Below are 20,345 nucleotides of genomic sequence, written 5' to 3'. Positions count from 1 at the left end.
ATGATCGCGACGGACGGAGTCCTGGATCGCGCCGGCGGAGAACGCGATGTCCCCGGTCTCATCGAGCGGCTGCGTTCGGATCCCGCGACGCGCGTGCTCGCCGTCCGTCGGGGCAGGACCCTGGTCGCGGGAGATGGCGGACTGCGCCTCCTCCTGCCGGATGCCCCTCTCCTCGCGTCCTTCCTCGCCTCCTCCGACACGCATCCTGCGGAGAGCGTGGAATCCGCCGACGAGGACGTCCGCTGGGCGCTGCTCGGGCGCCGATCGGACGGGTCCGCGGTCCTCCTCGCCTCGCTCCCCGACTCCTCGCCCCCCGACTCCGCTCTCCCTGACTCCACCTCGTCGTCCCAGGGCGGCGGGGACTGGGCGGGGATCCGCGATGTCGCAGCGGGGCTCCCCGCGGAGGAGGCGGAGCTGCTGGTCACCGGCGTCGCTCTCGCCGGCTGGCTGCGCGATGCCGCGCACTGCCCGTTCTGCGGCCGGCGCACCGAGGTGCGCAACGCAGGGTGGGCACGGCACTGCCCCGGGTGCGGCAGGGAGCACTTCCCTCGGACCGACCCGGCCGTCATCGTCGCGATCGAGAGCGCGGACGGGGAGCGGCTCCTGCTCGGCGCCAACGCGATCTGGCAGGGCCGGATGTACTCCTGCTTCGCGGGGTTCGTCGAGGCGGGGGAGTCGCTGGAGACCACCGTCCACCGCGAGATCGGCGAAGAGGCCGGCGTCCGGCTGCGGGATGTGCGCTACCGCGGATCCCAGCCGTGGCCGTTCCCCCGCTCGCTCATGATCGGCTTCCGCGCGACCGCCGTGGACGAGGCGCTCGCGCACGGCGACGGCGAGGAGATCATCGACGTGCGCTGGCTCACCCGCGCCGAGATCGGCTCGGCGCTCGCGGGGCACGGCCCGGTGGAGCTCCCCGGGGCGGCGTCGATCGCCCGGGCGCTCATCCGGGACTGGTACGAGGAACGCGCGTGAGCGCCCTCGACGGCCTCGACGCCAGACAGCGCGAGGCCGCGTCCGTGCTGCGCGGCCCGGTCGCCGTGCTCGCCGGGGCGGGAACCGGCAAGACCCGGGTCATCACGCACCGGATCGCGCACGGCGTGGAGACGGGCGCGTACTCGCCGGCGCGGGTGATGGCGGTCACCTTCACCGCGAAGGCGGCGGGCGAGCTGCGCGGCCGGCTGCGGGCGCTGGGCGTCGAGGGCGTGGCTGCGCGGACGTTCCACGCGGCGGCGCTTGCTCAGCTGAACTTCTTCTGGCCCCAGCTGGCCGGGGCGCCGGCCCCGAAGATCGTCGACAACAAGGTGCGTCTGCTCGCGCAGGCCGCCGACACGCTGCGGATGCGTCCGGACACCGCCACGCTTCGCGACGTCGCGTCGTCGATCGAGTGGCGGAAGGTCTCGATGATCTCGATCGAGGAGGCGGCGGCCCGCGGTCGCTCCGTGGGGCGGCTGGACCCGTCGGCGCTCGCGGACCTCGCTCGCGCCTACGAGACGCTGAAGGACGAGCGCCACCAGCTCGACTTCGAGGACGTGCTGCTCGCCTGCGCGGGGATGATCGAGACCGAGCCGCGGGTGGCGGCGGCGGTGCACGAGCAGTATCGCCACTTCACCGTGGACGAGTTCCAGGACGTCTCGCCCCTCCAGAACCGTCTTCTCGAGCTCTGGCTGGGCGATCGGAGCGACCTGTGCGTCGTCGGCGACGCGTCGCAGACGATCTACTCCTTCGCCGGCGCCGATCAGCGATACCTGCTGGAGTTCGAGCGACGCTATCCGGATGCGACGGTGGTGCGTCTGGAGACGAACTACCGCTCCGCGGAGCCGGTGCTCGCCGCAGCCAACGCCCTGATGCGCGGCCGGCCCGGGGCGTTGGAGCTCGTCCCCGCCCGTGCCTATCCGAACGCCGATCCGCCGACGGTGACGGCATTCGACTCCGATGCGGAGGAGGCGGCCGCCGTCGCCGCCTCGATCGCCGCGCGGATCGCGCAGGGGGAGACCGCGCAGGAGATCGCGGTCCTCTATCGGGCGCACTCCCAGTCCGCGGCTCTCCTGCAGGCGCTCTCTGCCCAGCGCATCGCGGCGACGGTCCTCGGCGGCAAGCGGTTCTTCCACATGCCGGAGGTGCGCCAGGCCGTCCTCGCCCTCCGCGGTGCGGCGGTGGCGCCGACGGAGAAGGGCTTCCTCCCGACGGTCCGCGACGTCCTTCGCAGCCTCGGGTTCACCGACGAGCCCCCCGAGGCCGGCGGAGCGCTGCGCGACGGCTGGGAGGCGCGGCGTGCCCTGCTGCAGCTGGCGGAGGACGCAGCTCCGGGTGCCACGCTGCGTACTTTCAGCGATGCGCTGCTCGCCAGGGCGAAGGACCAGCACGAGCCCACGATGCAGACCGTCACGCTTTCCACCCTGCACGCGGCCAAGGGGCTGGAGTGGCCGCACGTCTACCTCCTCGGATGGTCCGAGGGCCTGCTTCCGATCTCCTACGCGACGGGGTTCGAGGCGATCGACGAGGAGCGCCGCCTCGCCTATGTCGGCGTCACGCGCGCCGCGCGAACTCTGACGATGTCGTGGTCGCGGGAGTCCGCACGGTCCGAGCGGCGACCGTCGCGGTTTCTGGGAGAGATCGGCAACGGCACTCTTCGTGAAACCGCACCGCGCGCGACGCGCGGCGTCCGTCCCCGCTGATCCGCACGATCCGCGAGGAGCCGTGGCGGGTGGCGTCCGGCCGCTCCGCGAGGAGCTGGGCCACGGTGTCGGCGGCCGCGGACAGTCGTCGGAGCGGGATCCGTCCGGGGGAGCGGCGCAGCATCTGGCTGTGCACCGCCGCCCACGCCGGATCGTGATCCCGGTCGTGCCCGTCGCGGCAGGAGAGGCACGGCGTCAGCCCGGGGACCACCAGCGGACCGACCGTGGTCCCGGCGGGGTCGAAGGCGACCGGGAGGTGCGGACGGTCGTCGGAGAGATGGCGGCTCGCGGCGGCAGCCGATGCAACCCCCTGGGCGAGGAGCAGCAGCGGCGCGTCCGGTTCCGATACCGACCCTGAGACCGAACCTGAGTGCGGCCCCGGATCGGTGCCGAGGATTGCGATCCCGGCGTCGTGGAGCGCCTCGCCGATCCTCAGGACGGCTGCAGGGTCGAACCCGTCATCGGCTTCGAGCCGGACGGCGCGGGTCTCGGTCTCCGCCGCCTGCAGCACAGGGCCGAGCCGCTCGCGCAGGGCGCGTGCCTCCGCCCTCGATGCGCCGCAGCGGTGCGCGACCACGTCGAACGAGATGCTCGGGAATCCGGAACGGAGCTCCGACAGGAGCCGCTCCGCCCAGGGGCCGGGAAGGGGCAGGGTGAGGATCGCGTCGATGCCGAACTGCACCGTCTCGGCGTCGCGCCAGAGGAGCGGATGGGCGGGATCGAGGCGAAGGATCGGCATGGTCCGATTCTCGCGGGGGACGGGGCGGACGTGCGGACGGGGCCCCGGATCAGTGGAGAACCGGGGCCCCGTCGCGGGTGGGGAGGAGGCCGCTCAGACCGGCTTCTCGCCGCCGTTCGGCCCCGCCGCGCTCTCGCCGCCGTTGCCCTCGTCGCCGTTCCCGGCGTCGCCTGTCTCGTTGCTGCCGGTCTCCTCGCTGTCGGGCCCCTCACCGTCGGGCCCCGCGGTTCCGTCTCCGTCCGCGGACGCCGGGTCGGTGAACTCGCCGTCGAGGAGCCGGGCGAGCGCCTCGTCCATCTCGTCGGGCTGGGGCTCCTCGCCACGGGCGCGGGCCTGCAGCCGGGCGACGAGCGCGGACGGGTCGTCGATGTCCTCAGCGGTCGGCATCAGATCCGGGTAGTCCCAGAGCGCGTCACGATCGGCGATCCCGACGGCATCGGTGACCGCCTGCCACATGGCCGCGGCCTCGCGCAGGCGACGGGGGCGCAGCTGGAGGCCGACCAGCGCGCCCAGGGCATCCTCCGCCGGTCCGCCGGCCGCGCGGCGACGGCGGGCGGCCTCGGCGATCCGCGGGCTCTCCGGGAGCCGCGAGGTCGCGGCGGACGTGACGACATCGACCCATCCGTCGATCATCGCGATGAGGTTCTCCAGCCGCTCCAGCGCCTCGCGCTGGGCCTCGGACTGCGCCGGGAGCAGCGCCCCGCCCTCGATCGCTGCGCGGAGCTCCTCGGGGTCGTTGGGGTCGAGACGGCCCGCGACGTCCTCCAGCGCGTCCATGTCCACGGTCACGCCGCGGGCGAAGTCCGTGATCTGCGACATCACGTGCAGGTGGAGCCAGCGCGCGTGCCGGTAGAGGCGTGCGTAGGCGATCTCACGCGCCGCGAGGTAGAGCGAGATCTGGTCCTCGGGGATCTCCAGGCCGTCGCCGAAGTCCGCGAGGTTCTGCGGTATCACGGCGGCGGTGCCGGCGGGCAGGACGGGGATGCCCACGTCGCCGCCGGAGACGACCTCCAGCGAGAGGTTGCCGAGCACCTGACCGAACTGCATCGCGAACACCGAGGTGCCGAGCCCGCGCATGAGCCGGCCGGCGCCGGCGACGAGTCCCTTCATCTCCTCGGGCGTCTGCCCCTCCAGCGCCGTGGTGAGCGCGTCGGCGATGCTCGTGGAGACGGGGGTGGCGACCTCCTTCCACACGGGCAGGGTCTGCTCGATCCACTCGCCGCGCGTGAGCGCTCGAGGGGGAGAGGCGAGCTCCGAGATGGTCGTCGCCTCGCCGACCCACAGGTTCGCGAGCGAGAAAGCATCGGCGATCGAGGAGCGTCCGCCGTCGCTGATGCCGAGGCCGTCGCGGTTGGCGATGTGCAGCGCCTGCCGGAGCGTGGTCTCCCACGGGTCGGCGCCCATCGCGCCCTGCATCTGCTGCATGAACGCGGCCATCATCGCGGGGTCGAGGCGGATGCCCTCAAGACCCTCGATACCCTCCAGCGCGCTCAGATCGATGTCCTCGCCGGATGCGCCCAGCATCTTGCGCAGGAACTCTTGGAAGTCTTCGGGATTCGGGTCGTTCTCCGCCATGGCAAGGCCCTCTCAGCACGTCTATAGCCGTGGGATCTACGCTAGTCACACGAGGCGGATCGTGGCCCGGTCCCGGGTCGCTTCGCTGTACGCCGGTCGCGAACGACCAGATCTCAGGAGGATCAGTGACGTCAACGCGCGCTCGTAGCCGCTCGGCTTCCGTCGGGGTGACGGCGCTGATCGTCGCGCTGGTCGGTCTGCTCGTCCTCACCTTCCTACCTTCTCCCTACGTGATCCAGCGGCCTGGCCCGGTGTTCAACACCCTCGGCGACGCGAAGACGGAGGACGGCACCGAGACCCCGCTGATCTCGATCGGCGGCGCGGAGACCTATCCGACCGCCGGCGCCCTCGACCTCACCACCGTCCAGGTGGTGGGCAACCGCGAGCACACGCCGTCCTGGATGGAGCTGATCCTGGCGTGGCTGGATCCGGCCAGGGCCGTGGTCCCGATCGACGCGGTCTTCCCTCAGGGCGTCACCACGGATCAGCGCAACCAGCAGAACCAGACGCTGATGGTCAACTCCCAGCACGACGCGACGGCCGCGGCGCTGCGCGAGCTCGGCTACGACGTCCCGGTCTCGATCGAGATCGACAGTGTCATCGACGGCGGCGCCGCGCAGGGCGTGCTCCAGAAGGACGACCGCATCGTCGCGATCGACGGGGAGGCGGTCACCGACGCGCCCGCGATGCGCGCCCGCGTCCAGCAGGGCGCCGGGGCGTCGCTCACCCTCACGATCGAGCGCGGGGGTGCCAGGCAGGATGTCTCCGTCACCCCGAAGGCGCAGGAGAGCGACGGCAAGAAGACCTGGCTCGTCGGCGTCACGCTGCGTGACTCGTACGCCTTCCCCGTCGATGTCACGCTCCGTCTCGACGACGTGGGCGGACCGAGCGCGGGGATGATGTTCGCGCTCGGGATCGTCGACGTGCTGACCCCGGGGGAGCTCAACGGGGGCAAGCAGATCGCCGGCACCGGGACCATCACCGCGGACGGCGCGGTCGGGCCGATCGGCGGCATCAGGCAGAAGCTCTACGGCGCCCGCGATGCCGGAGCCACCTATTTCCTCGCTCCTGGATCGAACTGCGACGAGGTCGTCGGGCATGTGCCGGACGGGCTGCGGGTGATCCGGACGGACAAGCTCGCGGACTCGGTCACGGCGCTGAAGACCATCGCGGACGGCGGCGACGTCGACGCCCTTCCCACCTGCACGACGGCGCCGACGCCCTGAGCGGCGGCCGTTCCGCGTTCGCCGCAGGCGAAGAGGGGTTCTCCGGTCTCAGGCGCCGCAGAACAACGCCGATCTAGGATGGGACGGTGACCACGACCTCGGCGCCGAAACCGGCCACACCTCGCACCTCTCGTCGCATCCTCATGGTGTCGGTGGTGATCATCGCCGCGCTCATCGCAGGCTTCTTCGCCTTCGCGTCGCTCTACACCGACTTCCTCTGGTACGACCAGCTGAAGTTCACCGAGGTCCTGACCACGCGCTGGATCGCCACGGCGGTGATGTTCGTGGTCGGCTTCCTCGGCATGGCGGTGCCGCTGTTCGTCGCCATCCAGCTCGCCTACCGGCTGCGACCGGTCTACGCGCGGCTGAGCTCGCAGCTCGACCGCTACCAGGAGGTCATCGAGCCCCTGCGGCGGCTGGCGATGTGGGGGATGCCGATCTTCTTCGGCCTGTTCGCCGGCTTTGCCGCCGGTGGCCAGTGGCAGACCGTGTGGCTCTGGGCCAACGGCGTCGCGACCGACACGGTCGATCCGCAGTTCGGCATTGACACCGGCTTCTACATGTTCGCCATGCCCTTCTATCAGGCGCTGCTCGGCTTCAGCTCGGCCGTGCTGATCCTCTGCCTCCTCGTCACCGCGCTCGTGTCCTACCTGTACGGATCGGTCCGGATCGGGCAGGGCGAGCTGCGCATCTCGAAGGCCGCCCGCATCCAGCTCGCCATCATCGCCGGCGTCTACCTGCTCGTGCAGGCCGCGAGCCTCTGGATGGACCGGTACAACACGCTGGTCACCACGGACGACCGGATCACGGGTGCGGCCTACACCGGCGCCAACGCCACGATCCCCGGCCTGTCGATCCTGGCGATCCTCGCCGCGGCCGTGGCCGTGCTCTTCTTCATCACCGCTCTGATCGGCCGCTGGCGGTTCCCGCTGGCGGCGACGGCGCTGCTGGTCGTGGCGGCGCTCGTCGTCGGGACGGGCTACCCCTGGGTCGTGAACACGTTCCAGGTGCGGCCGAACCAGAACACGCTGCAGGCGGAGTATTACCAGCGCAACATCGATGCGACCAAGGCCGCCTACGGGATCGATGCGCTGCAGACGATGCCGTTCAAGGCCAAGACCGACGTCGAGCCTGGACAGCTCCGCGCCGATGCCGAGACGACCGCGTCGATCCGCATCCTCGACCCGAACATCGTCGGCACCGCGGTGCAGCAGCTCGAGCAGTACCGCAACTACTACCAGTTCCCGGACACGCTCGACGTCGACCGCTACCAGATCAACGGCGAGATGCAGGACACCGTCGTCGCGGTCCGCGAGCTCGACAACAGCAAGCTCGGCGATGCGCAGAACTGGAACAACAACGCGGTCGTCTACACGCACGGCTACGGCCTGGTCGCTGCGGCCGGCAACCAGCGCACGGCCGACGGCGAGCCGTCCTTCCTCGAACGGGGCATCCCGTCGGCGGGGTTCCTCACTGACGCCGAGAAGTTCGAGCCGCGCGTGTACTTCGGCGAGAGGTCGCCGCAGTACTCGATCGTCGGCGCCCCCGAGGGCTCGGACGACGTCGAGATCGACTTCCCCCGAGGCAAGGACGGGGCGACCGAGACCAAGACCACGTTCAGCGGAGACGGCGGACCCCGGATCGGGAACGTCTTCACCAAGATGCTCTACGCGCTGAAGTTCCAGTCCGAGCAGATCCTCTTCTCGGACTACGTGAACGCGGACTCCCAGATCCTCTACGACCGGAATCCCGCCACGCGCGTGCAGAAGGTCGCGCCCTACCTGACCCTCGACAAGGACCCGTACCCGAGCGTGGTGGACGGGCGGATCGTGTGGATCATCGACGGCTACACCACCAGCTCGACGTACCCGTACTCGACGACCGTGAACCTCCCCGGGGCGATCGACGACGCCAACGTCAACGCGCCGGCCTTCCCCTCCGAGAACGTGAACTACATCCGCAACTCGGTCAAGGCCACCGTCGACGCGTACGACGGCAAGGTGACGCTGTACGCCTGGGACGCCGAGGACCCGGTGCTGAAGACCTGGCAGAAGGTCTACCCGTCCACGCTGAAGCCGATCAGCGACATGTCGGGCGACCTGATGAGCCACGTCCGCTACCCGGCGGACCTGTTCAAGGTGCAGCGCTCGATGCTCGGCGTCTACCACGTCAACGATGCGCGGTCCTTCGCGCAGCAGGACAACCGCTGGCAGACGCCGAACGACCCGCAGAACGACGCGCAGCTGCAGCCGCCGTACTACCTCACGATGCAGATGCCGGGGGAGACCTCGCCGAGGTTCTCCATGTTCACGACGTTCATCCCCTCGTCGCAGGACTCGAACAGCCGGAACGTGCTGATGGGATATCTCGCGGTCGACTCCGATGCGGGGGCCACGGCGGGCAAGAAGTCCGACTCGTATGGTCAGCTGCGAATGCTGGAGATTGACGCCGACACGACGATCCCCGGCCCAGGGCAGATGCAGAACACCTTCAACTCCGATCCGGGGGTCTCCCAGCAGCTGAACGTGCTGAAGATCGGTCAGTCCGAGGTGCTGCACGGGAACCTGCTGACCCTGCCGGTCGGTGGCGGCCTGCTGTACGTCCAACCGGTGTACGTCCAGGCGTCGAAGGGGACGAAGGTCCCCCGTCTGCAGAAGATCCTCGTTGCCTTCGGCGACAAGATCGCGTTCGCCGACACGCTCACGGCGGCTCTCGATGAGCTGTTCGACGGGGATGCCGGGGCCGCGGGCGGCGACAACAACGTCCCGGTGCAAACCCCTGGCGGGACCACCACGGAGCAGCCGCAGACCGCGGCGGCGGCGCGACAGGCCGCGCTCCAGGCGGCGAAGGACGCGATGGTCGAGAGGGACACGGCGCTGAAGTCCGGTGACCTCACCAAGTTCGGTGAGGCGGACAAGAAGCTGACCGACGCGATCAACAAGCTGATCGAGCTGGACTCCCAGGAAACGGCCGACCCGGCCAAGTAGCCGTTCCTGTTCCTGCACCGCACGGAGGGCGCCCCCAAGCTGGGGGCGCCCTCCGTGCGTTCACCACCGTCCCCCGTTTGATACCCCGCCGTGGCATTCGTTGTGGGTTCACACGCGCTGAACCCACAAAAGCTGCCACGGCGGGGCACTTTGTCGCGGTCAATAGGCTGCGATGACAGCCGCCATGATCCCTGCCGCAAGGTGATCGGATATCAGTTTTTAAATGTCGTATTTCGCTAGATAGTCCCATTTGAGGGCGCCCTGTATGCGTGTCCGAACAGCGTGATAGGCTATGTGCAGTATCAAATGGGGGGAACCATTTTCATGAGTCAGATCAGCGTTACACCGGACGAACTGAAGCAGCAGGCCCAGGTCTACACTCGCTCGAAGGAAGAGATCGAGCAGGCTATTCAGAAGGTGAACCAGATGAACTCGACCATTGCTGAGCAGTGGAAGGGTCAGGCGTTCCAGGCGTATCTCGAGCAGTACAACCAGCTTTCTGAGAGCGTGAAGAAGTTCGAGGAGCTGCTGGTGAACATCAACCAGCAGCTGAACAAGTACGCAGACACCATTGCTGAGCGTGACGCGCAGGATGCGCAGAGCTTCGGCTTCTGACAGCTCTCCGATCTCATCAGACCAGGCGCGGCAGTCACTTCTTCTTCGAAGCCTCGTTGTAGGGGCGCTCGCCATCGCGATGATGGCGGGCGCACCTGCTGTCTCGTTCGCCGCCGATGGCGTTGATGATGACGATGCGGGGCAGCTGACCCTCGACACCGCTGTGCTGGTCGATGACTCGGTGAGGGCTGGTTCTGCCGGTGACTTCGCGATCCGCGGAGCGTTGTTCTCCGCGGATCTCTCCACGAGGGCTCACGAGCGGCGCGAGATGCTTGCGGAACGGTTGCAGGTCGTCGGCACCCTGGACTTCGTGGGAACGAGCTCCGGGGCGGTGGACTACCAACCGGTCAGGACCGCGCTCTTCGACGAGTACTCATCGGTGGTGCTCAAGCCGGGGCAACAGGATAGCGAAGCGTCGCCCACGTTCTCTGGCGCCGCGGCTGTCGTCGCGGTGCCGCTGGTCCTGGTGGCGGGTGTGCTGCTGGGGAGGTTCTGGGCGAGAAGAAGGCGGTCGACGTCGTGATCGAGATCACCCTGGAATACATCGGCAAACATATCGATCTGCTGGTGCCGGGTGGTATCACCTTCGACCGTTTGACGCAGTTGATCCGGGACGGGTTCGCGGCAAAGGGGACGATGCTGCCCGAAGGGCTCTCTTTGCTGTTCAAAGACAAAGCCTTTGCAGTGAGCGGCTGCGACGTCATCTCGTCATTCGGGATCGGCAACGGCGACCGTCTGCAGATCGTCGCCATAGAGTGAGATTGATTGAGTGATGCGCATTGTTGTAGACGGCACGGCTCTTGAGCTCGACCCTGGCCATGACGCCCTTCGCGTCGGCGTGGAGCAGAACGGGTTCGACGGCTCGTGCCTGGACGTGATAGCGCGATATGTCGATACGCAGGAGACGGACACGGGGATCGTGCTCGGCTACGGGCTCGCGGAAGGGGAGATCAGCTTCCGCGAGGCGATGAGCCGGACGCGGACACGGCTTGACCGATTGCTCCTGGCTCAGAGCCTGGTGGCCTGTTCCCGCCATCGGGGCGGATTCATGGTGCCGTTGATCCACCCCGACAACGTGTACCTCAACGGTGGCCTGCTCCGGGTGGTGCACTTCGGTTTGGAGGGCATGCTCGCGCCGATGGCTTTCGACGAAGTGCGGTTCCTCGCCTCATTGCAGGCGATGGTGCTGCAGGTGTTCCGGCCGAAGCTGACGTTCGAGCAGCTCCTCGACGGGGCGTCCGCGCTCCGGGACAAGTTCTCCACCGCGGTGCGGCAGACGGCCACGGTCGAGGAGCTGTTCGCGTATGTCGACGCGCAGCTGAGAACGGAGCAGTCGGACGTCCTCGCGACCAAGGTGAGCCTGTCGAGGCGCCGGTACTCGCTGTACCGCACGCTCGGCGCGCTCGGCCTGGTCGTCGCGCTGGCTGCCGGCGCGTTCGCGTGGCAGACGGGGAGTCAGAACCGTCTGCAGACCGCGGTGGTCGCCGCTCAGGCCCGATTCCTCGCGAGCGACTACGCGGGCACGCTGACCGAGCTGGACGCTCATACGTCTGCATCGTTGCCCGCATCCGCGAAGTACGTGCTGGCAGTGTCGAGCATCAACCTCCACGACCTCACCACAACGCAGAAGCAGACGATCCTGAACACGATCTCCGAGAAGTCCGACGATGTGACCCTGAACTACTGGATCGCGATGGGGCGTGGCGAGTTCGAGCAGGCCCTCGACTATGCCAAGAACCTCGGTGACGATCAGCTCACGCTCCTGGCCTACACGGATCTGTATCAGGCGACGAAGATCGACGCTCAGATGCCCGGTGGTAAGAAGCAGGAGCTCCTCGACGAGTATGCGAAAGCGATCGATGAGCTGACCGCGAAGCTCGGCGGCACGAGTGGCACGGCGGCCAGGGAATGAGCGTTTTCGACACCGACCAGTCCGTGAGCATCCAGCGCACGGGGCTCGACTCCCGGCTCGATCCGGGCGAGCTACTGTTCCTGGTGCACCTGCTCGACGGGCAGCGGGCGGTCACGCTGTCGTTGACGGCGGAGCGCCCTTTCGTCCAGCATCAGGGTCATAAGTTCAGTGTGATCAACGATCTGCTCTACGTGGACGGCGACCGGCTCGATGCCGGACGGCAGCGCGTGGGCCCGCGGGAATGCGTGGTCGTGCCCGCCGCCCACGCCCGCACGGTGACGTTCGTGACGGACGGCGGCGATCTCGTGATCGGCGATGTCTCCGATGCCGGCATCAGGGTCGCGGATTCACCGCTGTTGGTCGTGCATGAGGACTCGCTGATCGTGGACGCCCGCGATCAGCTCGTGTATGTGAACGGCGTCCTGGTCGAGGGGAGGCAGATCTGCGATCTCGCCGTCGGCACGGTGGTGCTGACGGCCGGATACCTGTTGGAGAGGCGTCCGGCTCAGTTCACGTTCACGGCCTTCGGCTCTGAGATCGTGGTCGACCCCACGAAGGCGCTGGCGCAGCCTCCGGTCCGTGAGTTCCTGGAAGGGTTCCCCGACTACCGGCGGTCCCCGAAGCTGAACCTCGAGACCCGTGAGGCCGAGTTCCGGCTGCAGGGGCCGGACAAGCCACCGGCGAAGCCGAAGAACCGACTGCTGCGGATGGTGCTGCCGCCGCTGTTCATGATCGTGGCATCCGGCGTCACGGTGATGGTCACCGGCAGCAACCCGGCGATGATGCTCGGGCTGGGGCTCGCAACTCTGCTGACGGCGTCGTTCACGGTGTCGCAGTACGTCACCGAGAAGAAGGAGACGAGAGGGGCGGCTCTCAAAGCGGAGGACGACTACGCGCGGTACCTCGTGAGAACCGTCGCCGCGGTGAAGCAGGCGCACGACGAGGAGCGAGAGGTGCTGCGGTATCAGCAGCCGAGCCTGCAGGAGCTCGCCGGGATGGTCGAGGTGTACGACCGGCGGATCTACGAGCGTCAGCGCTTCAACAGAGATTTTCTGCATGTCTCGCTCGGGCTCTCCGACCGTCCGTCGGTGCTGAAGGTGTCCTCCGAGGTGAACGACAAAGACGCCAGCGACGAGGCACAGCAGGTCACAGAGCTCGCGACAGGGTTCCAGACGCAACGCGATGTCCCGACTCCGATCAGCCTCGCGGGGCAGACCCTCGGATTCGTCGGACCCCCGGAGGCCGTCCAGGCCCAGTTGCAGTCGCTGCTGTTCCAGACGGCGTTCTTCCACTCGTATCGCGACGTGAACTTCGTCAGCCTCATCTCCCGCGAGGCCTACCGGCAGACCTGGAGCGCATGGCGGCTGCTGCCGCATCTCACGATGCAGGAGCTCAACATGCGCGGGCTCGTGTACAACGACAAGCTGCGCGACATCGTGTTGAACAGCTTCTACCAGCTGCTCCAGAGCCGGAAGCAGGTGGTGAAGGACGCGGGGTCGCAACAGCCCCAGTTCGCGCCGCACTATGTGCTCACGATCTGTGATGACCGCCACCTCGCCGGTCACGGCATCAACGAGCTGCTCGCCGAGGACATGAGCGCGCTGGGGGTGACGGTGATCTGGTGCAGCGAGGACGAGAAGCTCCTGCCCGAGACGGTCACTGCGCTGATCCAGACGCCCAACGTGGTCAGAGGCGAGCTCGTCACCAACGATGACGTGTACGTTGCGACCCCGTTCGCCCCCTACACACCGCCCGAGGATCTTGAGCACTCGCTGCGGAAGCTGTCGAACCTGAACCACCTCGAGGTCGAGAAGAACGCCGTCCCAGAGGCGCTGAGCCTGTTGGAGCAGTACGAGGTCAAGACCGTCGAGGAGCTGCAGATCGCAGACCGTTGGGCCAGGGCCGAACCGAACAAGTCGATCGCGTCGCTGATCGGGTGGCGAGGCAGATCCGACCATGTGCACTGGGATCTGCATGAGCGTGCGCACGGCCCGCATGCGCTCGTGGGCGGCACCACCGGTTCTGGCAAGTCCGAGTTCCTGACGACCTATCTGATCGGTCTCGCGATCAACTTTTCCCCGGAAGATGTGGGCATGCTCATCATCGACTGGAAGGGCGGTGGGATCGCGAACACGCTCGACACGCTGCCGCACTTCATGGGCGCGATCACGAACCTCGACGGTGCGGGCACAGCGCGTGCGCTGGCGAGCATCAAGGCGGAGCTGAACAAGCGTCAGCGTGAGTTCGCCGTCTACGGCGTGAACAGCATCAACGCGTACATGAGCTTGTACAAGCAGAGGCATGCCCCGAAGCCTGATGTGAAGTACCCGACGAAGCCGTTGCCGCATCTGGTCCTGGTCTCCGACGAGTTCGCGGAGCTGAAGGCGAATGTGCCGGAGTTCCTCGACGAGTTGACCTCGGTGGCGCGTATCGGCCGCAGCCTCGGCGTGCATCTGATTCTTGCGACGCAGAAGCCCAGCGGCGTGGTCAACGACCAGATCGAGGCGAACTCGACGTCGAAGATCGCGCTGAAGATGGCCAGTGAACAGGACTCGAACGAGCTCCTGAAGACCACGGACGCCGCGCACATCACCAACCCCGGCCGCGGGTATCTGAAGGTCGGGCAGAACGAGGTCTACGAGCTGTTCCAGAGCGGCTACGCCGGAGTGCCATACGATCCGGACGCGGTGGTCGCCGAGCAGGTGGACGAGCGGATCTACACGATCAACGAGGTCGGCCAGTACGAGCTGTTCTACGACCCCGACGAGGAGGTCGCACAGGGGAAGGACACGAGCGATCTCCCGACACAGCTCGGGGCGGTCATCGACACCATTGTCGCGATCTTCCGCAGCGACGCTGCACTCACGATCCCGGACAAGCCCTGGCTTCCGAATCTTGAGGCGAGCATCACCACTCCAGAACCCGCGGGGGCCGGCTGGGCCGTGCCGCTGGGAATGCTGGACGTCCCGTCCCGGCAGGCGCAGGAGAACTACGACCTCGACCTCACGAGGGCCGGGCACACGGTCGTGTTCGGCAGCCCCGGGTACGGCAAGTCCACTGTGCTGCAGACCCTCGTGATGGGGCTCGCGAGAACCAGCACACCCGAACAGCTCCATCTGAACCTCATCGACTTCGGGAACAACGGACTGCTGCCGCTGAAGGACCTGCCGCATGTTGCGGACATCGTCACGCTCGAGGAGAGCGAGAAGCTCGGCAAGATGCTCGACAGGGTCGCTGGTCTGCTGGTCGCCCGTAAGCAGTTGTTCAAGGATTCCGGAGTCGCGAATCTAGAGCAGTACACCGCGAAGGCGCGGCGGGGTCTCCCGATCGTGGTGACCGTGCTTGACGGGTACGACAACCTCACGGCGAACGACCGCCGCAAAGACCAGATCGACAATCTGCTGCTGCAGGTGCTTCGCGAGGGTGCGGGCCTCGGGGTGTATTTGGTGATGAGCGCGAGCCGCGTGGGCGGGGTTCGCGTGAACATGCTCAGTAACATCTCGACGAAGCTGTGCCTCTACCTCAACGATGAGGGTGAGCTGGCCCAGCTCATGGGTCGCGAGCGCCTGGTGCAGGTCGACGTCCCCGGTCGCGGCCAGGTGCTCACCGACGCGCCGACCGCGATCCAGTTCTACCAGCCGGCCCCGGGCGGGAACAGCTCCGAGGCACTCGCCGCGCTCGAACAGCGGGTCGCCGCGCTGAACGCCGCCTGGACGGGGGCGCGGCCGGCGAAGATCCCGATGGTGCCACGCGAGCTCACGCCGGAGGCGTTCGTCGAGAGCGTCTCGGTGCGTGCCCTCGAAGCGGTGGGCGGCGTGCCGTTGGGGCTGTCGATGGCCAGCACCGAGGCGCGAGGGTTCCTGCCCCGCTCACAGCCCTGTTTCGTGTTCGCGGCCAAGGACGACGAGCAAGAACTCCTCTTCCAGGAGACCCTGCTCACCCAGGGCGCGCGGGCACGGACCGAGTTCCTGATCGTCGACTTCGACGCGACCTTCGAGGAAGCGCTTGAACGTACCCCGCTCCCGGCGAACTTCGGCCGCATCACCAGCAGGAGCGATGCGAACCAGATTGTCGCGGGCATCGTCGCGTACCTGAACCTGAACAAGCAGAAGGAGCAGGGCGTCCCTACCGTGCTCGTGATCGCGAACCTCCCTGACTTCATCACGGTGACCGGGTTGAAGCCGGAGGACTTCGTGCTGGCGCTCAAGAACACGTTCAAGGCAGGCCTCGATTTCGTGATCTTCAGCAGGCACGACCATCTCGCGAAGTCATTCGACCCCGTACCGAAGCTCCTCCGCGAGCTCAAGTTCACCGGCCTCATCGGCGCACGCGCCTACGACAGCCCGCTGGTCAAGAGCATGGGAGCGTCGTCCGAGCCTGAACCGAACATCGACGAGCCGTTCTTCGTGCTGCGCGGTGGCAGCACCTTCGAGAAGGTCAAGCTTCCGCAGGCGAGAGGAACTCTCGCATGAGCAAGACGCCAGAGCTGTTGCCACTCGGGAGCGCCGTTCAGATCGAGGATGACGAGGGGGTCTACATCATCATCGCGAGAGGCTTCCAGAAACACGAGGACGGGTTCCTCGCCGGCTACAAGGCGGTGCCACACCCCCAGGGTGCAGCACCGGGGGTGCGGGAACTCGTCATTCGACACACGCAGATCACGAAGGTGCTGCATCCGGGACACGCGAGTGAGAAGGATGCGGAGTTCGCGAAAGAGCTGCTGGAGAACGCGAGGACACCGCCGAAGGCGCGGCCGGTCCCCGCGGCGGAGCCGGATCTGACCGTCGATCTCACCGCGCCGACCATGCCAGTCGCTCCTGCTGCCCCCGTGGCCGCGACCGGAGGCGAGAGATCGTCACCCGATGTCGGGCAAGACGTGAGAGACCCGTTCGGTGAATTACGACGCAAAGGAAGACGGACATGACCGATCAGCAGCCTGACCCCGTGCAGCAGGAGAGCCGGTCGTTTCTGCCATTGGGGAGCGTGGTGATCCTGAAAGGATCAGTGAAGAAGCTCCTGGTGGTCAGTCGCGGGTCGATCGTCGAGGGTGAGTTCTTCGACTACGGAGCATTTCTGTTCCCGGAGGGCATGATCGACACGAACATCGCCTACTTCAACCACGACGACATTCTGAAGAACGTCTTCGAGGGGTACCGCGATACCGATGATGAGCTGGTGCTCGAGATCTTGAACGACGCCTATCTCCGGTTTCAGCAGGGACGGCGTGAGTCGGCTGTCGCTCCAGTGGCGCCGGTCCGGATGTCGCCTGCCCCTGCGGTGGCAGCTGGTGATCTGTTCGCTGGTGTTCGTGACGTTGGAGGCGATGATGAGTGATGAGCAGGCGTTGGCGCAGGTGCGGGAGCTTGAGGACATCATCACCCGGTTGAATGCCGTGCGTGACAGTGTGGGCGGATTCCGCGTCGACGAGTATGAGGACGCGGGTGGGGCGTTGTGGGCGGGGCAGAAGCGCTCCCGGTTTACGGCTGCCCTCGATAGCGCGAAGTCCGACTATGCGCAGATCAGTGGGCAGATCGGGCAGGCCATCGGTGACTGCAAGAACAGGCAACGCACGCTCGCCTTCTCCATCAACCCGCTTGAGCATCCGATTCTGTCGGCGCAGGCCGTCACGATGGCTCTGAACTGAACAGACACCAGGGAGATATCAGATGTTGGATGCAGGAACCCGGGGTGTTCGTGATGGGTTTCATGAGGAGACCCGGAACGTGTCCACGCTCACGTCCCGCGTGGCGGGGACGACAGACGGTTGGAATCGCGGAGACGGCCTGAACGTACCCGGAGTTACGGTCGTCTCGGAGATCTATGCCGATCTGTCGGCGCTGATTGCGTCGTATGGTGCTTTGGCGCAGAAGGATACGGGGGAGTTCGATCAGCTTGGGGTGAACATCGAGGTGCAGGATGCGCAGGACGCGCAGGTGTGTGAGGTGCCGCGGTGAGTGTGGTGGAGTTTTCCGCTGATTCGTGGCAGGCGTCGTCTCCGGGTTTACAGAAGGGACTTGGGGATCGGATCGAGGCGTTAGCAGAGTTGGCGCAGGGTCTGGAGTCCCTTGCCGCGTCGGGGAATATTAGTGGTGTGGGTGCGGATGCGATGCGTGCGTATATCCGGGAGGTGCATGTTCCGGTCGTGCAGTCGCTGTTGGTGAGCTTGTATACGTTCCAGACTGCGATTGGGGTGTACTGGAACGGGTACTCTCAGGTCGACGCGGACGGGAATTTCCGGCTTGTGAACGATGAGTTCGATGCGCACCTCACTCAGCTGGACACGGGCATGGAACAGCTTCGGGGTTTCGCTGATGATCTCCGGTCGATCGCTGCGAGCGCGTCGCATCTGGTGTCGTTGGGTGGGGCGGGGGCGGGGGCTGCTGACCGGACGGCCGACAGCTTCCAAGACCTGCACCGGATCGCGAAGACGCAGAAGGAGACGTGGGAGGCGTATGAGGCTACGGATCCCGGTTTCGCGCAGGTGAAGAGCCTGCTTAGCGAGTTGAACGGGACTATAAAGAAGGTGGGGAGTCTCACCAACGGGCAGGGACGCTTATACCAGCTGGGGAGTTTCAACCTCACGCGCGGGCGGTTGGATGAGCTCACGAAGGGGATGTTGGACTACTGCAAGACCAACCAGGAGGTCGCCGCCGACGGGTGGGAGACTCTCTTCGCTGGTTACGTCGATGATGTCGAGGCCGAGGAGGAGCGGAAGCGGCGGGAGGAAGCCGCGTGGGGGTTGTTGTGGGACGGGCTGCAGGTCGTGGGTGGCGCGGTTGTCATGGCGATCGGTATCGTCGGCACGCCGTTTACGGGTGGTGTGTCGCTTGGCTTGACCGTGCTGGGTGGGTCGTTGGTTGTGGGTGGGGTGAACAGTGCGATTGACCATGCCTCCATCGCGAGCACGGGTGACGGGTTGAATCTGATCGGGATGGCGAGCGACGGCATCGGTCAGTGGTATGACGTGAACGTTGCGCAGCCCGCGATCGCATCGGGGGACAAGGGTCTGCAGTTCCTTGCGGGTGCCGGTTCTGGGCTTGGTCAGGTGGTCAGCGAGGCTGCGCAGGTGAACGTGGTCGAGATCGGTACCGGAATCGTCACTCTCGCGACCAGTGAAGACGCACGCTCGCAGCTGTGGAACCAGCTCAGCACGGTTGCCGGGCAGGTCGCGGGTGGTGACGCGTTCGTGATCGGACAGATCGCCGGGAACCTTGTCCCCTTCGGTGCGGCGGGGAAGTTGGGTAAGTCGGGCAGTGTCGTTGCCAGGACTGACGGCCTCTGGAACAAGGCTTCCGAGCTCGGAGGTCCCATCAAGCTCGCCACTCCGAGCACCACCACCAGTGCCCTCGACTGGATCAGATCCAAGCTCGGCGGAAACGGTCCCACCGTCAGCGACGAATCCACCCCCGCCGCACGCGTACCGGACGGGGCACAAGGCATCGTTGCCTCGCGGAACCCAGAGTGGCTGAATGATCTACTCGCCAGAGAAGATCTTCCTCCCTGGCGCAAACGAGTGGCCGAAGGCCAACAGTTCAACTATCAAAACCACCATCGATACCCACACAACGAGCTCCAACTCGGAAACAACAAAGTGCTCGATTCATATGTACCCGGTAAAGAAATCGTGTCACGGAAGAATACGCAACTTGCAGATATTCGTTTGGAGACTGGGAAGGAGTACATCGACGAGATGCTGAGAAAGTACCCGCCGGATTCTCCAATAAAGGGCGGCGGCATCCTTGACGGAGATCTGATTCTTGAGGTGCCGGTGCAAGATAGGGGGATTTCCAAAGAACTGCTAGAGCACGCCGCCTCAAAAGAACCACCGGTCATTATCCGAGATGTCCAGGGAAATATCTACGAATAGATGGTAGAATGTGGCTATGCTTGACTATATTTACTGCGATAAGGTAGGGGCAGGGCCGGACAACCCCAAGAAGCGGTGGGGTCTATTTTCAACGGAGCTTACCGAAGTTGAGGCGCGCACACGATACGAGCTGAACGCCGCGAATCGCGATAGGTGGTTCGGCATTGTGCGGCTCGATGGGAGTGGGCAACCGGCCAGCTACCTGCAGATATACCCACGTGCCAACGGTGTTGTGCTCCACAAAATCAATCAGCACCGCACCATTGATGTTGGCTATATTTGGAGTGGGTATTATCACTCGGAAGATGAATCAATCCCGTACGCGGGAAGTGATGAATCTGTTTTTCTTGGCCAGATCACTTGGTATTCATACCTTAACGAGGGTAAACATCTCCGGCGGAACCAGTCAACTGGCCACATCACAATGCAGTTTCGTGAGGATGGGTATGCGAAGGAGGAAGTCGTAACAAGTCACGGCTTTGGAAACCCTGACGACGTGGAGATTCGAGAATATCAAGGAGTGGACGTCTCTGCTAACTGGTTCAAGATACCTGAGTTTGGCGACTGGGGTCGTTTCTTTGATCCCGAAAGTGCCCTTGGGCAGCTTCAGCTGAGCTGATGCTGCGTGCATGCTCTATGGTAGCGCTCGGGTTGTTGTTTTGAACAAGGTGGTGGTAGGACACAGTATTATTTCCCGGGCGGAATCAAAGAGCTCAAGCGACTTGGATACCTAAAGGAGACTGCATGAA

At 65.9% G+C, this 20,345-nt stretch carries 16 protein-coding genes; 15 read left to right on the top strand and 1 reads right to left on the bottom strand.

The window, feature by feature from the left end:
• Positions 1-972, top strand: coding sequence for an NAD(+) diphosphatase (gene nudC / locus J2Y69_RS00510; RefSeq protein ID WP_310016521.1), 972 nt, complete (start codon positions 1-3; stop codon positions 970-972).
• Positions 969-2,675: an ATP-dependent helicase gene (locus tag J2Y69_RS00505; protein ID WP_310016520.1), complete on the top strand. Its 1,707-nt coding sequence runs from the start codon at positions 969-971 to the stop codon at positions 2,673-2,675. Before nudC ends, J2Y69_RS00505 begins: the two co-directional genes overlap by 4 nt.
• 832 nt (positions 2,676-3,507) lie before the next feature.
• Here the strand turns inward: J2Y69_RS00505 and J2Y69_RS00500 are convergent.
• Positions 3,508-4,989 carry a zinc-dependent metalloprotease gene (locus tag J2Y69_RS00500; RefSeq protein ID WP_310016519.1) on the bottom strand — a complete coding sequence of 494 codons (1,482 nt, stop codon included), beginning with the start codon at positions 4,987-4,989 and terminating at the stop codon, positions 3,508-3,510.
• 125 nt (positions 4,990-5,114) lie between these two features.
• On the opposite strand from J2Y69_RS00500, the gene J2Y69_RS00495 reads away from it, so the two are divergent.
• The 13 genes from J2Y69_RS00495 (at position 5,115) to J2Y69_RS00435 (ending at position 20,215) form a co-directional block, all read left to right on the top strand.
• On the top strand, positions 5,115-6,215 hold the full coding sequence (locus tag J2Y69_RS00495; protein WP_310016518.1) for a YlbL family protein: 1,101 nt from the start codon (positions 5,115-5,117) through the stop codon (positions 6,213-6,215).
• Between the two features lie 86 nt (positions 6,216-6,301).
• On the top strand, positions 6,302-9,202 hold the full coding sequence (locus tag J2Y69_RS00490; RefSeq protein ID WP_310016517.1) for a UPF0182 family membrane protein: 2,901 nt from the start codon (positions 6,302-6,304) through the stop codon (positions 9,200-9,202).
• A 324-nt stretch (positions 9,203-9,526) separates the two neighbouring features.
• Positions 9,527-9,817 carry a WXG100 family type VII secretion target gene (locus J2Y69_RS00485; protein WP_310016516.1) on the top strand — a complete coding sequence of 97 codons (291 nt, stop codon included), beginning with the start codon at positions 9,527-9,529 and terminating at the stop codon, positions 9,815-9,817.
• Complete coding sequence (locus tag J2Y69_RS00480) at positions 9,774-10,340, top strand: hypothetical protein (RefSeq protein ID WP_310016515.1); 567 nt, start codon at positions 9,774-9,776, stop codon at positions 10,338-10,340. The genes J2Y69_RS00485 and J2Y69_RS00480 overlap by 44 nt, the downstream gene beginning before the upstream one ends.
• Positions 10,337-10,576 carry a ubiquitin family protein gene (locus J2Y69_RS00475; protein ID WP_310016514.1) on the top strand — a complete coding sequence of 80 codons (240 nt, stop codon included), beginning with the start codon at positions 10,337-10,339 and terminating at the stop codon, positions 10,574-10,576. Before J2Y69_RS00480 ends, J2Y69_RS00475 begins: the two co-directional genes overlap by 4 nt.
• Positions 10,577-10,589: 13 nt before the next feature.
• On the top strand, positions 10,590-11,729 hold the full coding sequence (gene essB / locus J2Y69_RS00470; RefSeq protein WP_310016513.1) for a type VII secretion protein EssB: 1,140 nt from the start codon (positions 10,590-10,592) through the stop codon (positions 11,727-11,729).
• Positions 11,726-16,201, top strand: coding sequence for a type VII secretion protein EssC (essC, locus tag J2Y69_RS00465; RefSeq protein ID WP_310016512.1), 4,476 nt, complete (start codon positions 11,726-11,728; stop codon positions 16,199-16,201). The genes essB and essC overlap by 4 nt, the downstream gene beginning before the upstream one ends.
• Entirely contained in the window at positions 16,198-16,653 is a 456-nt protein-coding gene (locus J2Y69_RS00460; RefSeq protein WP_310016511.1) for a DUF4176 domain-containing protein, read from the top strand. The genes essC and J2Y69_RS00460 overlap by 4 nt, the downstream gene beginning before the upstream one ends.
• On the top strand, positions 16,650-17,063 hold the full coding sequence (locus J2Y69_RS00455; protein WP_310016510.1) for a DUF4176 domain-containing protein: 414 nt from the start codon (positions 16,650-16,652) through the stop codon (positions 17,061-17,063). The genes J2Y69_RS00460 and J2Y69_RS00455 overlap by 4 nt, the downstream gene beginning before the upstream one ends.
• Positions 17,056-17,373: a hypothetical protein gene (locus tag J2Y69_RS00450; protein ID WP_310016509.1), complete on the top strand. Its 318-nt coding sequence runs from the start codon at positions 17,056-17,058 to the stop codon at positions 17,371-17,373. Before J2Y69_RS00455 ends, J2Y69_RS00450 begins: the two co-directional genes overlap by 8 nt.
• Before the next feature lie 79 nt (positions 17,374-17,452).
• Positions 17,453-17,683, top strand: coding sequence for a hypothetical protein (locus J2Y69_RS00445; protein ID WP_310016508.1), 231 nt, complete (start codon positions 17,453-17,455; stop codon positions 17,681-17,683).
• Entirely contained in the window at positions 17,680-19,596 is a 1,917-nt protein-coding gene (locus tag J2Y69_RS00440) for a T7SS effector LXG polymorphic toxin (RefSeq protein ID WP_310016507.1), read from the top strand. Before J2Y69_RS00445 ends, J2Y69_RS00440 begins: the two co-directional genes overlap by 4 nt.
• A 16-nt stretch (positions 19,597-19,612) precedes the next feature.
• Entirely contained in the window at positions 19,613-20,215 is a 603-nt protein-coding gene (locus J2Y69_RS00435; RefSeq protein WP_310016506.1) for a hypothetical protein, read from the top strand.
• Positions 20,216-20,345 lie beyond the last annotated feature (130 nt).

It is taken from the genome of Microbacterium resistens, assembly GCF_031456305.1.
Taxonomy (GTDB): domain Bacteria; phylum Actinomycetota; class Actinomycetes; order Actinomycetales; family Microbacteriaceae; genus Microbacterium; species Microbacterium resistens_A.
This window is presented reverse-complemented; position numbering and strand designations above follow the sequence as displayed.